The organism is Streptococcus sp. 116-D4 (assembly GCF_009731465.1).
In the GTDB taxonomy this organism is placed as follows: Bacteria; Bacillota; Bacilli; order Lactobacillales; family Streptococcaceae; genus Streptococcus; species Streptococcus pseudopneumoniae_E.
This window is the reverse complement of the sequence record NZ_AP021887.1, coordinates 316,067-331,481: the sequence shown is the minus strand read 5'-3', so window position 1 is coordinate 331,481 and position 15,415 is coordinate 316,067. Positions and strand designations below refer to the sequence as shown.

Annotated in this window: 18 protein-coding genes and 1 pseudogene; 6 read left to right on the top strand and 13 right to left on the bottom strand. The window is 42.5% G+C overall.

Annotation, left to right across the window (positions count from 1 at the left end; all coding sequences use genetic code 11):
- Positions 1–56: 56 nt before the first annotated feature.
- A pseudogene (locus UKS_RS10015) lies at positions 57–119 on the bottom strand (YSIRK-type signal peptide-containing protein); the annotation flags it as partial.
- A gap of 303 nt (positions 120–422) precedes the next feature.
- Between UKS_RS10015 and UKS_RS01705 the strand changes: the two are divergent.
- A complete protein-coding gene (locus tag UKS_RS01705) occupies positions 423–2,054 on the top strand; it encodes a Na/Pi cotransporter family protein (protein ID WP_156011549.1) in 1,632 nt (543 codons plus the stop codon).
- 97 nt (positions 2,055–2,151) lie between these two features.
- Here UKS_RS01705 and UKS_RS01700 read toward each other — a convergent pair whose 3' ends face one another.
- Both UKS_RS01700 and pepA read right to left on the bottom strand, forming a co-directional pair.
- Entirely contained in the window at positions 2,152–2,448 is a 297-nt protein-coding gene (locus tag UKS_RS01700; RefSeq protein WP_156011547.1) for a bacteriocin immunity protein, read from the bottom strand.
- A gap of 20 nt (positions 2,449–2,468) precedes the next feature.
- Entirely contained in the window at positions 2,469–3,533 is a 1,065-nt protein-coding gene (gene pepA / locus UKS_RS01695) for a glutamyl aminopeptidase (RefSeq protein WP_156011545.1), read from the bottom strand.
- Positions 3,534–3,979: 446 nt separating this feature from the next.
- Here pepA and galE point away from each other — a divergent pair, with 446 nt between their 5' ends.
- From galE to UKS_RS01670, 5 genes are all read left to right on the top strand, one after another.
- Positions 3,980–4,978 (top strand): UDP-glucose 4-epimerase GalE, encoded by a 999-nt coding sequence (gene galE, locus UKS_RS01690; RefSeq protein ID WP_156011543.1) that lies wholly within the window; start codon positions 3,980–3,982, stop codon positions 4,976–4,978.
- A 143-nt stretch (positions 4,979–5,121) separates the two neighbouring features.
- A complete protein-coding gene (locus UKS_RS01685; protein WP_173020433.1) occupies positions 5,122–6,081 on the top strand; it encodes an ABC transporter permease in 960 nt (319 codons plus the stop codon).
- Positions 6,071–7,027 (top strand): iron chelate uptake ABC transporter family permease subunit, encoded by a 957-nt coding sequence (locus tag UKS_RS01680; RefSeq protein ID WP_156011540.1) that lies wholly within the window; start codon positions 6,071–6,073, stop codon positions 7,025–7,027. The genes UKS_RS01685 and UKS_RS01680 overlap by 11 nt, the downstream gene beginning before the upstream one ends.
- Entirely contained in the window at positions 7,024–7,776 is a 753-nt protein-coding gene (locus UKS_RS01675; RefSeq protein WP_156011538.1) for an iron ABC transporter ATP-binding protein, read from the top strand. Before UKS_RS01680 ends, UKS_RS01675 begins: the two co-directional genes overlap by 4 nt.
- Before the next feature lie 95 nt (positions 7,777–7,871).
- Positions 7,872–8,843 carry a siderophore ABC transporter substrate-binding protein gene (locus UKS_RS01670; protein WP_156011536.1) on the top strand — a complete coding sequence of 324 codons (972 nt, stop codon included), beginning with the start codon at positions 7,872–7,874 and terminating at the stop codon, positions 8,841–8,843.
- A gap of 110 nt (positions 8,844–8,953) precedes the next feature.
- Here UKS_RS01670 and yidD read toward each other — a convergent pair whose 3' ends face one another.
- From yidD to UKS_RS01620, 10 genes are all read right to left on the bottom strand, one after another.
- Complete coding sequence (yidD, locus tag UKS_RS01665; protein ID WP_000821624.1) at positions 8,954–9,196, bottom strand: membrane protein insertion efficiency factor YidD; 243 nt, start codon at positions 9,194–9,196, stop codon at positions 8,954–8,956.
- Positions 9,196–9,918: a pseudouridine synthase gene (locus UKS_RS01660; RefSeq protein ID WP_156011534.1), complete on the bottom strand. Its 723-nt coding sequence runs from the start codon at positions 9,916–9,918 to the stop codon at positions 9,196–9,198. The genes yidD and UKS_RS01660 overlap by 1 nt, the downstream gene beginning before the upstream one ends.
- The gene (scpB, locus tag UKS_RS01655; protein WP_156011532.1) at positions 9,905–10,474 is read right to left on the bottom strand and encodes an SMC-Scp complex subunit ScpB; all 570 of its coding nucleotides are present in this window, start codon (positions 10,472–10,474) and stop codon (positions 9,905–9,907) included. Before scpB ends, UKS_RS01660 begins: the two co-directional genes overlap by 14 nt.
- An 18-nt stretch (positions 10,475–10,492) precedes the next feature.
- On the bottom strand, positions 10,493–11,221 hold the full coding sequence (locus tag UKS_RS01650) for a segregation/condensation protein A (protein WP_156011530.1): 729 nt from the start codon (positions 11,219–11,221) through the stop codon (positions 10,493–10,495).
- Positions 11,221–11,955 carry a site-specific tyrosine recombinase XerD gene (gene xerD, locus UKS_RS01645; protein WP_332066853.1) on the bottom strand — a complete coding sequence of 245 codons (735 nt, stop codon included), beginning with the start codon at positions 11,953–11,955 and terminating at the stop codon, positions 11,221–11,223. The genes UKS_RS01650 and xerD overlap by 1 nt, the downstream gene beginning before the upstream one ends.
- Positions 11,952–12,413 carry a cyclic-di-AMP-binding protein CbpB gene (cbpB, locus tag UKS_RS01640; protein WP_156011526.1) on the bottom strand — a complete coding sequence of 154 codons (462 nt, stop codon included), beginning with the start codon at positions 12,411–12,413 and terminating at the stop codon, positions 11,952–11,954. The genes xerD and cbpB overlap by 4 nt, the downstream gene beginning before the upstream one ends.
- Entirely contained in the window at positions 12,410–12,931 is a 522-nt protein-coding gene (locus UKS_RS01635; protein ID WP_156011524.1) for a metallophosphoesterase, read from the bottom strand. The genes cbpB and UKS_RS01635 overlap by 4 nt, the downstream gene beginning before the upstream one ends.
- Positions 12,907–13,878, bottom strand: a complete 972-nt coding sequence (locus UKS_RS01630) for a nucleoside-triphosphate diphosphatase (protein WP_156011522.1) — start codon at positions 13,876–13,878, stop codon at positions 12,907–12,909. Before UKS_RS01630 ends, UKS_RS01635 begins: the two co-directional genes overlap by 25 nt.
- The gene (racE, locus tag UKS_RS01625; protein ID WP_156011521.1) at positions 13,875–14,669 is read right to left on the bottom strand and encodes a glutamate racemase; all 795 of its coding nucleotides are present in this window, start codon (positions 14,667–14,669) and stop codon (positions 13,875–13,877) included. The genes UKS_RS01630 and racE overlap by 4 nt, the downstream gene beginning before the upstream one ends.
- A 218-nt stretch (positions 14,670–14,887) precedes the next feature.
- Positions 14,888–15,136 (bottom strand): YneF family protein, encoded by a 249-nt coding sequence (locus UKS_RS01620; RefSeq protein WP_156011520.1) that lies wholly within the window; start codon positions 15,134–15,136, stop codon positions 14,888–14,890.
- Positions 15,137–15,415 lie beyond the last annotated feature (279 nt).

Here is a 15,415-nt window from a genome sequence, read left to right as displayed (position 1 = left end):
GTTTCTTCGGCCAAGGCTGGACCAGCAAATAAAACAGCCCCAATCATCAGCGAGCAGGCTCCTACTGATAACTTACGAATACTGTAGCGACAACGTCTTTCAAAAAATGGATTCTTCATTTTCTCCTCCTAAAAGATTGATTTTGTTGCACAAAAGAAAGCGCTTAACTTTCTTTATAAAATTTTTATCCCAATCACAGGGACCAAGATAATTCCTCCCTCATTTTAAAATATTTCTTTTAAATGTCAATATATAAAAGGAAATACCTATATCTAGGTTAGAAATTGGTAAAATTAATATAATTAAGGATCATTCTAACGAATTTTCTTTCTAAAATCTTAGTTTAATACTTGTTAGATTTACTTTTATCCTTTAAAATAGAATAGGAGAAATTCCGTTATTATTTTTCGGAGGAAAAAGAAATGTCCATTAATTGGCAGGAAATTTTATTTCACTTTTTAGGTGGTCTGGGACTATTTTTATATAGTATCAAGACCATGGGAGACGGTTTACAACAAGCTGCTGGAGACCGCCTTCGTTTTTACATTGACAAGTACACCAGCAATCCTTTTTTAGGTGTTCTAGTTGGAATTATCGTGACTGCCCTGATTCAGTCAAGTACAGGGGTTACAGTGATCACGGTTGGACTGGTCAGCGCTAGTCTTCTCACTCTTAGGCAGGCTATCGGAATTATCATGGGAGCCAACATCGGAACCACCGTTACTTCCTTTATCATCGGTTTCAAACTTGGTGAGTATGCTTTACCTTTGATTTTCCTTGGAACCATGTTCCTCTTCTTTACCAAAAATAGAACAGCAAACAATATCGGGCGCATCCTGTTTGGTGTAGGGGGAATCTTCTACGCCCTCAACCTCATCAGTGCCGGTATGAGCCCTCTTAAAGATTTACCACAATTCAAGGAATACATGGTAACCTTGGGCCAAAATCCTGTGTTGGGGGTTTTGGCCGGTGCAGTAATTACCGTTCTCATCCAAGCTTCTTCTGCGACAATCGGGATTTTGCAAGGTCTCTATGCAGGTGGATTCCTTGACCTTAAAGGTTCTCTACCAGTTCTCTTCGGAGATAATATCGGGACAACCCTAACAGTTATCCTCGCGGCAGCTGGAGCCAATATCTCTGCGAAACGAGTTGCTGCAACCCACGTTATCTTTAACGTTTTAGGGACTATTCTTTGCTTAATCTTATTAGGCCCATTTACGTCAATGATTGAATACTTCCAGGCACTCCTTCATCTCTCACCTGAGATGACCATAGCCTTCTCTCACGGTGCCTTTAACGTAAGTAACACCATTGTACAATTTCCCTTCATCGGAGCCTTGGCCTACTTTGTAACCAAGCTCATTCCTGGTGAAGACGAAGTTGTCAAGTACGAGCCACTTTATCTTGATGAGCATTTGATTAAACAAGCTCCATCAATCGCTCTCGGAAATGCCAAGAAAGAACTCCTTCACTTGGGAAATTATGCTTCTAAAGCCTTTGACCTTTCATACAACTACATCATTGACCTCAATGAAAAGGTCGCTGAAAAAGGCCACAAGACGGAAGAAGCCATCAACACCATTGATGAAAAATTGACTCGTTACCTCATTACCCTTTCAAGTGAAGCCCTTAGCCAGAAAGAAAGTGAAGTCTTGACCAACATCCTTGATTCATCCCGCGATTTGGAACGGATTGGGGACCACGCAGAAGCTCTTCTCAACCTAACTGACTATCTTCAACGTAAAAATGTTGAGTTCTCTGAAGCCGCTTTGCGGGAATTGGCTGATATCTATCAAAAAACCACTGACTTTATCAAGGATGCCCTTGATAGTGTAGAAAACAATGATATTGAAAAAGCTCAAAGTCTGATTGAACGCCATAAAGAAATCAACAATATGGAACGTGTTCTCAGAAAGACCCATATCAAACGCCTCAACAAGGGTGAATGTTCAACACGAGCTGGGGTCAACTTTATCGACATCATTTCCCACTATACTCGTGTGTCTGATCACGCTATGAATCTAGCTGAAAAGGTCATCGCTGAACAAATTTAAGAACCAAGAAGCTATCCTAATTAGGATGGCTTTTTTCTTTGCCTACCTAAGAATTGCTTTTTTAACATATAGAAAAATGCTTTGATTCACAATGGAATCAAAGCATTTTAAAGGCCTCCCCGTACATAAGCGCAGAAGCTGCGGTTCCTTTGTACTTGGCTTCTTCTCTTTTGATAAAACGAGCCAAGTTGAGCAACTCAGGTGCCGGATGTTTGGGATTAAGGAACAATTCACGATTGACCATGCCTGAGAGACGAACTGCCAGCAATTGCTCATTTGTAGAAGGCAGTTTTTTAGCAGTCTCTAGGAGAGCAGCAACTAAATCCTCACTCAAATCATGTCGAGCATGATTGTAAAGATCTTTTATAAGGCTTTCTAGGTTTGGTTTTCCCATTCCTACCACCTCCCTTATTTTTAATAATGTTTAATCAAGTCAACCGTTGAACGATCCAATTTTTTCACCAAGGCTTGTAAGAAAGCTTGAGCTTCTAGGAAGTCATCCATAGCGTAGAGGGTTTGGTGAGAGTGGATATAACGAGCGCAGACACCGATAGTTGTAGATGGGACACCGCCATTTTTCAGATGAGCTGCGCCAGCGTCTGTTCCGCCTTTTCCACAGTAGTATTGGTACTTGATACCGGCTTCTTCAGCCGTTGTCAAAAGGAAATCCTTCATACCTGGGAGGAGTAAGTGACCTGGATCGTAGAAGCGAATCAAGGTTCCATCCCCAATCTTGCCTTGACCACCGTAGACATCACCTGCTGGTGAGCAGTCAACTGCCAGAAAGACTTCTGGGTCAAACTTAGTTGTAGAAGTATGAGCACCACGAAGGCCAACTTCTTCTTGGACATTAGAGCCAAGATAGAGTTCATTTCCCAGTTTTTGACCTGACAGAGCTTCTGCCAACTCACTCACCATGAGAACTCCGTAGCGGTTGTCCCAAGCTTTTGAAATGATATTTTTTTCATTGGCTGTCAAGATTGCAGAACTATCAGGTACGACGGTGTCGCCAGGACGAATGCCAAAGCTTTCTGCCTCAGCCTTATCTGCAAAACCACCGTCAAAGACGATATCTGAAATAGCAGGCATAGTTGGCCCGCCCTTACCACGAGTCAAATGTGGAGGAACAGAACCCGAAATCACAGGAATTTCACGACCGTCACGAGTCAGGAGTTTGAAACGTTGGCTACTAACCACCATAGGATTCCAACCACCGATTTCTACGACACGAAAAGTACCATCTGACTTAATCTCGCTAACCATAAAACCAACTTCATCCATATGAGAAGCGACCAAGACGCGCGGTGCATCTGCAGCTTCTGAATGTTTGATACCAAAAATACCACCCAAGCCATCTGTCACCACTTCATCCACGTGCGGAGTCAACTTCTCACGAAGATAGGTACGGACAGGCGCTTCATGACCTGAGATCGCAGCAAGTTCTGTTACTTCTTTGATTTTTGAAAATAATGTTGTCATTTCAGTTCCTTCTTTCTTTCATCCATTTTACCACTTTTTATAGGAGAAGGATAGCGGGAAGTTGGATTTCTATGTTAGTATCCTATACTCAATGAAAATCAAAAAGCAAACTAGGAAACTAGCCGCAGGTTGCTCAAAGCACTGCTTTGAGGTTATGGATAAGACTGACGAAGTCAGTTACCTATATCTACGGCAAGGTGACATTGACGCGGTTTGAAGAGATTTTCGAAGAGTATTAGTCTTGCTCTATCTTAGAAAAGGATAGTATTTTCTTGCATATGAGGTGAATTCTAAGAACGATTTCAAGACCAAGCAAACTATTAATTCCCAAACAAAAAAACAATTCCATGCTATATTTGTTCAGTTTTTCATGAAATTTGCAGAAAGTAGTTGACTTTCTTTTCTTATTTCTTTAAAATAGTACAAAACTAGAAAAGGAAAAAATCATGACCAAAACAATTCTTGTTACAGGTGGGGCTGGCTACATTGGCTCCCATACCGTTAAAGCTCTTTTAAATGCTGACTACCAGGTGCATGTCCTAGATAATCTCTCTACAGGAAATCGAGCGGCTGTAGATAGTCGTGCTAGCTTTAAACAACTGGATGTTTATGATGCTAGCGCCTTAAAGGCTTATTTGGAAGAAAATCAAATTGATGCTGTTCTCCATTGTGCAGGTGAAATTGTTGTGAGCGAAAGTATTGAAAATCCAAGTAAATACTTCACTGCCAATGTTGCTGGTATGAACCAAGTTCTCAAAGTCCTATCTGAAGTTGGCATTCAAAAAATCATGTTCTCTTCGACTGCTTCCCTCTATGGTAATAACTGTATTGACAAACCAGCTACTGAAGATACCCTGCTCGACCCTGTCAATCCTTATGCAGAAACAAAATTGATGGGCGAACGAATGATTTACTGGATGGCCAATCGCTACGATTGGAAATATGTCATTTTCCGTTACTTTAATGTAGCTGGGGCTGAAATGGATGCTTCAAATGGTCTACGTGTAAAAAATCCAACTCATATCATTCCCAATATCAACAAAACTGCATTGGGACAAAATGATAGTCTAAAAATATTTGGAGATGACTACGATACACGTGATGGTTCATGTATTCGAGATTACATTCATGTCTTGGATCTTGCACAAGCTCATGTTAAAGGAATGAACTACCTCTTTCAAGAAGACAGTTCTTCTCAAATCTTTAACTTAGGAACTGAAAAAGGCTATACCGTCAAAGAAATCTTTAAAACTGCTGAAGAATTACTGAATCAAAAAATACCACACGAAATTGTTGCTCGCCGTGCTGGTGACCCAGCTAGCGTCCTAGCAGACGCATCAAAAGCAAAAAAATATCTCGATTGGAAGACTAGCTACTCCCTCGAAGATATTATTTTATCAGATTATCGTTGGCGTGTTAAAGAAGGTAAAAATATTTTAGAATAGGTTAACAAAGGAGAAAGTCTTGTGGCTCTCTCCTTGTTTTATTTATTAAATTGTCAGAAAATTTATTGACAGATTAAAGAAATCATGTTACATTTATATCCGCAGGTATCTTTGGGTACCAAATCTACATGAAAGGACGGGGTATGAAACTCTCTCATCTTTTAACAGGTTTACTTCTACTCCTGGTCTTTCTCTCCATCACCATTGGAACCAGTGATTTTTCTTGGGCAAAATTCTTTGCTTTTGACCAGCAGACCTGGCTTCTCTTTCAAGAATCGCGTCTCCCAAGAACCATCAGCATTCTCCTGGCCGCCTCTAGTATGAGCATGGCAGGGCTCCTCATGCAGACCATCACTCAAAATCAATTTGCTGCACCGAGTACAGTTGGAACTACTGAAGCCGCCAAACTAGGAATGGTATTGAGCCTCTTTGTCTTTCCATCAGCTAGTCTGACCCAAAAGATGCTCTTTGCTTTTGTTTCATCGATTGTTTTTACTCTCTTCTTCCTAGCCTTTATGACTATTTTTTCTATAAAGGAAAGGGGGATGTTACCTCTGATCGGGATTATCTATAGTGGGATTATCGGTTCTATAACAGAAGTTATCGCCTACCGTTTCAATCTGGTTCAGAGTATGACAGCTTGGACCCAGGGATCCTTCACCATGATTCAGACCCATCAGTATGAGTGGCTCTTCTTAGGGCTCATTATCCTGATGACCGTTTGGAAATTATCCCAAACTTTTACCATCATGAATTTAGGCAAAGAAACCAGTGAAAGTTTGGGGATTTCTTACTCCCTACTTGAAAAGCTGGCCCTCTTTTTGGTGGCGCTAACGACAAGTGTCACCATGATTACCGTAGGTGCCTTACCATTTCTCGGGGTTATCGTTCCTAATCTAGTCCGTAAGCGCTATGGAGATAATCTAAGTCAGACCAAACTCATGGTCGCGCTGGTCGGAGCCAATCTGGTTCTGGCCTGCGATATCCTCTCTCGAGTTCTGATTCGGCCCTATGAGCTGTCTGTTAGTCTCTTGCTAGGAATCATCGGTAGCCTCTTCTTTATCCTACTTCTATGGAGAGGGGGACGAAAAGATGCAGTTTAAAAGCAAACATACCAAGCTCTTCTGGCTTCTCATTATTCTAGCCATCGGAGCTTCTCTCCTCTACTTTTGGTCTATCACCCAGCTGTCTGCCTTTGCTTGGAAGTTGCGTTCCCAAAAGATCATCGTCTATCTCTTAGTAGCTATCGCGACAGGGATTTCGACCATTAGTTTTCAAACCCTGACAGAAAATCGCTTCCTGACGCCAAGTATTTTGGGAATCGAATCCTTCTATATCCTACTGCAAACTCTACTACTAGTTTTTGAAAGCAAGTTTCTTCAACTTGGCAAGTCTCCTATCTTAGAATTTCTAATCTTACTTCTCGTCCAATCCCTCTTCTTTCTCGCCTTGCAAGGCTACTTGAAGAAACTGATGAAACAAGATCTGGTCTTCATTCTGTTAATCTGTCTAGCCCTTGGAAGTCTCTTTCGAAATAGCAGTACCTTCCTTCAGGTTCTGATGGATCCAAACGAATACGATAAACTGCAAAACAGTCTCTTTGCTTCCTTTCAACATCTCAACACTTCCATCCTAGCCATTGGTTCTCTGATTATCCTTGCTTTGACCATCTTTTTCTTTCGAAAAGCAGTCATTCTGGATGTCTTGCACTTGCAAAGAGAAACAGCTCAGATATTGGGACTCGATGTTGAAAAAGAACAGAGAGAACTCCTCTGGGGTATCGTGCTTTTGACCTCAACGGCCACAGCTTTAGTAGGACCTATGGCCTTCTTCGGTTTTATGCTAGCCAACCTCACCTACCTGATTGTCAAAGACTATCGGCACAAGCTACTCTTTATCGTGGCCATTCTGATTGGATTTATTAGCTTAACCTTGGGACAGGCCCTGATTGAACGAGTCTTTGCACTGGAAATTCGCATCAGCATGATTATCGAGAGCGTGGGTGGCCTTTTATTCTTTATCTTACTCTACAGGAGGGCGCGTCAGTGAAACTGGAAAACATTGGCAAATCCATTCAAAAACAGGATATTTTGCAAGGCATTTCGCTTGAAGTCAGTCCTCAGAAACTGACAGCCTTTATTGGTCCCAATGGTGCTGGAAAATCGACTCTCCTCTCCATCATGAGCAGACTGACCAAGAAGGATCAGGGGATTCTCAGTATCAAAGGTCGTGAAATTGAAAGTTGGAATTCGCAAGAACTGGCTCAAGAGCTGACTATCCTAAAGCAGAAGATCAATTACCAAGCCAAATTGACGGTTGAAGAACTAGTCAGTTTTGGACGTTTTCCCTACAGCCGAGGTCGACTGAGACCAGAAGATTGGGAAAAAATCCGAGAAACCCTGACCTATTTAGAACTGACTAACCTAAAAGACCGCTACATCGATAGCCTGTCTGGAGGACAACTCCAGCGGGTCTTTATCGCTATGGTACTGGCCCAGGATACAGACTTTATCTTGCTGGACGAACCACTCAATAATCTCGACATCAAACAAAGTGTCAGTATGATGCAGATTCTCAAGCGACTAGTGGAAGAGCTCGGCAAGACCATTATCATCGTCCTCCACGATATCAACATGGCTAGCCAATATGCGGATGAAATTGTTGCCTTCAAGGACGGTCAAGTCTTTAGCAAGGGAACAACCAATCAAATCATGCAGGCTGACCTGCTCAGTCAACTCTATGAGATTCCCATCACGCTAGCTGATATCAATGGCAAAAAGATCTGTATCTATAGCTAGTAACATAGAAACTCAAGTTATAGAACCTTCAGTCTCTTAGTCAATAAAACCTAGAGACTCCCTAAATCGTTATCACATTTTAAAAAGGAGAAATCATGAAAACATCCCTTAAACTTTACCTCACTGCCCTAGCAGCCAGCTTCTTGCTTCTACTTGGTGCATGTAGTACAAACACAAACTCAAGCACTAGTAAGACGGAGTCAAGTAGCTCTGCTCCAACAGAGGTAACCATTAAAAGTTCACTAGGTGTAGTCACACTTTCAAAAGTCCCTGAAAAGATTGTTACCTTTGACCTCGGCGCTGCGGATACTATTCGTGCTCTAGGATTTGAAAAGAATATCGTTGGAATGCCTACAAAAACTGTTCCGAATTATCTCAAAGACCTAGCTGGAAAAGTTAACAATGTTGGTTCTATGGTTGAGCCAGACCTAGAAGCCATTGCTGCTCTTGAGCCAGATTTGATCATTGCTTCACCACGTACCCAAAAGTTCGTAGACAAATTCAAAGAAATCGCTCCAACCGTGCTCTTTGAAGCAGGAAAAGAAGACTACTGGACTTCTACCAAGGCTAATATCGAATCCTTAGCAAGCGCCTTTGGTGAAACTGGTACACAGAAAGCCAAGGAAGAATTGACCAAGCTAGACAAGAGCATCCAAGAAGTCGCAACTAAAAACGAAAGTTCTGACAAAAAAGCCCTTGCTATCCTCCTCAACGAAGGAAAAATGGCTGCCTTTGGTGCCCAATCTCGTTTCTCTTTCTTGTACCAAACCTTGAAATTCAAGCCAACTGACACTAAATTCGAAGACTCACGCCACGGACAAGAAGTCAGCTTTGAAAGTGTCAAAGAAATCAATCCTGACATCCTCTTTGTCATCAACCGTACCCTTGCTATCGGTGGTGACAACTCAAGCAACGATGGCGTCCTAGAAAATGCCCTCATTGCTGAAACACCTGCAGCTAAAAATGGTAAAATTATCCAACTAACACCAGACCTCTGGTATCTAAGTGGAGGCGGTCTTGAATCAACTAAACTCATGATTGAAGACGCACAAAAAGCTTTAAAATAAGCTGCTTCAAACTCAATCACATCTTTACATGATAAAACGCATCCTATCAAGCTCACTCAAACCTGATAGGATGCGTTTTTATCATTTCACTAAAATATTTTTACCTAGCCTCATTTTTCTTCTTGATTCCGTTTGAGGGAAAAATGGTCTGGGACGGGGTCCTTCCCTGTTTTTGACCAGGGATGGCAACGTAAAATCCGAGCTAAGCCCATCAAAACACCCTTGAAGCCATGTTTTTCAATAGCCTGAATCATGTAGTTTGAGCAGGTAGGCTCAAAGCGACAAGAGGGTGGAAAGGCTGGTGAGATAAACCGTTGGTAAAAGCGCACAGGCGCTATTAAAATTCGTTTCATTATTTCTTGGTTAAAGCCATGGTGTGTAGTTGACTGATTTCTTTTTTATTAAGACGACGAGATTCTCCCGGACGGAGTCCTGTCAAGTCTAGATGTCCAAAACGAGTCCGTGACAACTTGTCCACTTGAAGACCGATAGCTTCAAACATCTTTTTAACCTGGTGGTTACGCCCTTCATGGATAGTCAACTGCACCACAGAGCGGTTTTTGACTGGATCCACTTTGAGAATCTCATAGACAGCTGGCTTGGTTTTCTTACCATCAATCTCAAGTCCACGGGTCAAGGGACGGAGATTGTCCTTATTGGCCACACCTTTAACACGCGCGACATAGACCTTGTCAATCTCATTACGAGGGTGAATCATCTCATCCGTAAAATCCCCATCATTGGTCAAAATCAAGACTCCTGATGTATCCCAGTCCAAACGACCTACAGGGTAGATGCGCTCCTTCACATTGGGCAAGAGGTCGACAACCGTCTTACGCCCCTTGTCATCTGTCACACTGGAAATGACACCGCGTGGTTTGTTAAGCAGATAATAGACCTTTTCTTCGTTGTAGATAGGTTGACCTTCAACTTCGACCTTGTCGCCTGACTTGATGGTCGTTGCTAGTTCACGTACCACTTGGCCGTTAACCGTCACCAAACCTTGCTTGATCAACTCTTCTGCTTTTCTCCTACTGGCCACACCTGCGTGGGCAATATACTTATTGATTCTCATCTTCTTCTATCCTTTCACCAAATAATTGGCTTTCTTGGGCTTGAATCTCAAGCTCATCAATCACTGGCAGTTCTTCCAAATGGTTAATTCCCATGTAATCTAGGAAATAATCCGTAGTCACATAGAGGTTGGGGCGACCCAACACTTCTTTTTTCCCATCTTCTCGTATCAAGTCAAAAGCCTGCAACTTTGCCAAAGCCCCACTCGAGTTTACCCCACGGATGGCATCAATTTCTATCCGTGTGATGGGTTGTTTGTAGGCAATGATGGACAAGGTCTCAAGGGCAGCCCGAGACAAGCTCTGGTTGATTGGTGCCTTGGAATATTCCTTCAAAACAGCTGCAAATTTAGGTTTCGTCACCAATCTATAAGCGCCCCCTGTCTCAATCAGAGCCAAACTGGAATCTGGGTCCTTTTCATACTTCTGGGCTATTTTTTCTAAACTCTGCTGAATGCCTGTCGGTGGCAGAGAGAGGAGTTCAGCTAACTGGCGGACTCTAATCCCATCTTCACCCGCTACAAACAAGAGCGCTTCTATTTTTGCTAAAGTACTCATCTTTCCTCTCTATGACGTCTAGCTTTGGGTCACTTGACTTTCTTCCTTCTTTTCCATGAGATAAATATCTCCGAAACTTTCCTCTTGCATGAGGATCAGCTCCTGGGTTTTGATTAACTCTAGGGTTGCCAAAAAGAGGGTGATGACCTCTTGGACGTTCTGGGCTTCCTTAAACAAATCCTGTAAGCGCAATTGATCTCGTCCAGTCAAGGACTCTTTCACGATAACCATCATGTCCTCAATCTTATACTCATCCCGCAAGATGGTCGTGTGATTTTGTGCAAACTCCTCTTTTTTCTTAGTTAAGATATTTGAAAAAGCCAAAAAGAGATCAATGGTCGTCTTGTCATGCACAAGCTCCGCATCTTCGTAAATCAACTCTGTCGGCGCTTTGGAATAGTGCTGGGCCCGTTCTTGGTGCTTGGCTTCCAAGTGTTCCCCCAAGAGCTTGAACTTGCGGTATTCTTCAATTTGGGAAAGAAGATCCTGCTCCAGGTCATCTTCCAAATCTGTTACTTCCGCTACCTTGGGGAGGAGTTTACGGCTCTTGATCAGCATGAGCTGACTAGCCATGACCATATACTCCCCCGTCACTTCCAGCCGCATAGCCTGCAGGGTCGAGACATAGGCTAGATACTGTTCGATGACTTCCGTAATGGGCACATCGTAGATATCCATCTGGTACTTAGAAACCAAGTGCAAGAGCAGGTCCAGAGGTCCTTCAAAATCTTTTAGTTTAATATCCATTATCTATATTTTTCTAAGGTCAGGACTGTTTTTAATCCTAATTTTTTTGCAATTTCGTACAAATCGACCTTGTTTTCTATTTGTCTTAGAATGAACTGTTCCCGCAAAGCTTGGGCTGATAAGGATGGAAAATCTTTCTCCTTGACAAAAGATTCTAACTGACGAAAGGCCCACTGACGAGAATAGGCTTTCCCTCCCCTTTCAAAGAGGTAGGTCTGCCCCATCAAGGGTTCCAATTCTGAAAGTAAGGGCGTGGGAATGCTGACAATCCTCTGTTGGGAATCCTTCTGGATTCTCAACACTTGAAAGTCCAGATTGATATCCGCAACCTTGAGAGCTAAAATCTCACTGGGCAAGAGCCCCATTTCTAGGATTAAGAGTGCTAGCAAGCGACCCTCTGGATAGGCACTTTCCTGCCAAAAAGAGTCTAGGTTTAACAGTTCTGGCTTAGCGGCCTTCTTTTCAGCTTGTTTAGCTAATTCCAAACGATAATAACTTTCCACCTCTCCTGTCTGATAGAGGAAGTAGAGAAATTGGTTACAGGTCGAAATCTTTCGCTTCTGGGCGCTCATTTTTAGATTGGCTAGCTGGACTTGGTAAATCTTGAGACTGGTCTCAGAAATCCGTTCACCCACAACGTCTAAAAATTGCTCCAAATCATACTTGTAGGACTGCTTAGAATTGGCAGACAAACCTTGCTTGTCCTCTAAGAAATCTGAAATCCTGTTTCTCATTTGCATCGAATCTCATATTTCTTACTAAAGTTATGCAAGAGAGCATTGACAGCCTTGAGGATAGACTTGCGCGTGATAATCCCTTGGAAAACCTCTGACGCATCCACAACCGGCAAGAAGGACTCATCTACCAGCTTGTGTAAGACCTCCGTAATAGTAAAATCAGGCGAGACGACCGCTACGTCTGTTCTCGTCATATGAACGATATCCGTATCTGCCATGATTTCTTGACTCAAGTCATGCTCCATCTGATAAGCCATAATATCTCTGAGCCCAATCGTCCCAACAAAGTGTTTTTCATCTGTCACAACGGGAACACGGGTATAGGTCATCTGACTGAGCAAGAGGGTCGCGTGATCTGCATTGTGGGTATCAATCAACACAGCTAAATTTTTAGCAGGAGTCAAAAAAGTTTCCTCTTGCCCCAACAAGAAAGTCTCAAACTCCTTGGCAATCATCGGCTGAACTCCTTAGACAAGCCCGGATACACCTCATGGTCTCGTGTCAAAAAGTCCACTTTAAAATAACTATCATCAATCTCCACACGAGCATAGAGACATTCTCTGATGGTTCCTCGTGGTTGGCTGATGGAGCCTGGATTTAGGAAAAGGGTCTTGCCTTCCATCCAAGCACTTGGCACATGCAAGTGCCCATAGAGGCAGATATCAGCCTCTTCTTCCTGAGCCCAGTAGTCCAACTTTTGAAAGTTGAAATTGATATCAAATAAATGTCCGTGAGTCTGGATGATCTTTGTAGGACCAAGTTGAGTCACCAAACGTTCTGGGTAGCCGGCGTAGAAGTCCATATTGCCTTTGACGACATGGATACCCTCCCAAAGGGGAGAATCAGGACGGAGTTCTGAGTCACCATCGTGAAAAATGGCATCAACTTTACCCAGATAGCGGTCACGGATTTCTTCGACAATCAAGCTATCGCCATGGGAATCACTCATTACAATGATGGTTTGCTTTGCCATGATGGAAATACCTCCAAAAGTTTCTTAACGGCTAAGGCACGGTGGGATTGACTATTTTTTTCTTCAAGGGTTAATTCAGCTGAGGACTTGCCTGTCTCTCCTACAAGAAAGAGAGGATCATAGCCAAAGCCATTTTCACCCTTAGGTTCAAAGTTAATGTAGCCAGGCCATTCTGCTTCAACAACCAAGCTTTCCTTGTTTGGACTGGCTACGACTAGGGTTGTATGGAATTGAGCCGAGCGGTCCTTGAGTTCAAAGACCATGGCCAATTCGTGCAAGAGCTTGGCATTGTTTTCACGGTCAGTAGCTCCCACACCTGCGAAACGAGCTGACCAGACACCTGGCAAGCCACCCAGGACATCGACTTTAAGTCCAGAATCATCAGCCAAAACCATCTTGCCTGTTAATTTAGAGATCGTTTCTGCCTTGAGACGGGCATTTTCTTCGAATGTCATGCCTGTTTCTGCTACTTCAGGTAGGTCAGGATAGTCATTAAGATTTTTTACATCATAGCCTAGCTTATCAAAGATAGCACGAAATTCCTTGGTCTTGCCCTCGTTACGAGTCGCAATCAATAAGGTTTCTTTGACCTTCTTTGTCTCAAAGAAGGCTTCTACATCAACACCTTCTTTAGGCAATTCTACATGCAGGAGTTGCCCATTTTCAACTAAGAGCAAAGCTCCCTGACGTTGAATGACTTCCAAATTTCGTCCTGCTTCTTGGTTAAGAATATCTACCACAAAAGACAATAAACGGTAGAGAGAATCATAGCGTAAAACAATCACAGAAATAGGAAAACCTCGCTCCTCATCTCGAAAGATTTTGGCTAAATCAAACAAAGGAAACTCTAAGTCATCATCCGTCAAAGTCCGAATGCCACCCAAAATACTATAGGACCCAACATACCAGTCCTGGTCATCCTTGTATTCATAAATTTTATTTGTCATAATGTTACATGCTCCACATGAATCTCTTTTTCAAGCCATTCTTCACCAATTTGTGCAAAACTTTGGCTGCTGGCTGTTGTGTAAAAACGGTGATGGAGTGGTCCAGCATCGCGACCACGATTGATTTCAAAATAATTGAGTAAGACTGAGATGTCCCGTACGCACTCAGCTCCACTATCGATCAGCTGAACCTTAGGGCCCATAACATTTTGGATGATAGGCCTAAGAAGCGGATAATGAGTACAACCTAAAATCAAGCTGTCCACCTTTCCGACTAAGGGACGCAAGGTTTCATATACAACTTTCTTGGTGACACTGGTTGACAGGGCACCCGACTCCACCAAGGGAGCAAACTTTGGACAGGCCAAACTCTCCACCTGTAAGTCCGGATCCAGATCATGAATTTTCTGACGGTAGATGTCTGATTGGACCGTCATGGGCGTTCCAATCACCCCGATTTTCCCACCTTGACTCGACTTGATAGCTGCCGAAGCTCCTGGCAGAATTACACCCAGGACAGGAATATCTAGTTGAGCCTTGATTTCTTCCCAGACGACCGCAGTCGCAGTATTACAAGCAATGACAATCATTTTGACATCCTTGGTCAAAAGAAAGTTGACCAACTGCCAAGTATATTCACGAATTTGCTCAGCAGGACGGGGCCCGTAAGGCGCCCGTGCCGAATCTCCAATATAGACGATTTCTTCATGGGGAAGCTGGCGCATGAGCTCGCGCACAACGGTCAAGCCCCCGACACCCGAATCCAAAAAACCAATTGGTCGATTATCCATACAGTCTTCTTTCTAGTCTTTTTTCTGATTGATAGTTCATTATGATTACTTGTCTGTAAGAACTGAATAACTGCCTCATCAACAACTATCTCTATTAATCATAATCAAATATCAATAGAATGCAAGGAAAAAGTCTCATCCTTAAACTCTTAGCCAACATAGTGAGAAGTCTGGAACTTTCATCCCAGACTTTTCCTATTTATAGTTCAAAAGAGCTTTTATTTTTTCTTTTTGCTGTTAGCGAGGGCTGCTTTTTGTTGGCGAATGATTTGGTGGTAGACTTGTTGTACCTTAGCTTCGCTTGGTTTTTGACCATTTGCACTCAAAAGAGTACGAACTGCTTCAGCATTCAAACGTGGGTTGTCAGCGAATTCTTTTTCAATTTGCTTACGAACCAAGTACATTCCTCCAAGAGCTCCTCCTAGAAAAGCTAGCACAATCAATACAATTGCTAATAGTAAATCCATCATATTTCTCCTGTTTCTTTTTGAGTCTCTTTCATTATACCACAAACTAGCCACCCTGACCAGTTTGTTTTACGCTTTCAGGGAGGGGTGGGCTGTAATTAAAGTTGGCTTATCTTTCTAGTTAAAACTAGAAATAATATAAAAAAACACTCCCTTACCATTCATTTCCTCCACTTTTTTAATATAAAACAATATCAAATATATATCCTTCTTAAATCCCCTTGACAATACCTCGTTAGCTCTTAAAATTAGAGTAAGAACACAATATAGAAACAAGAA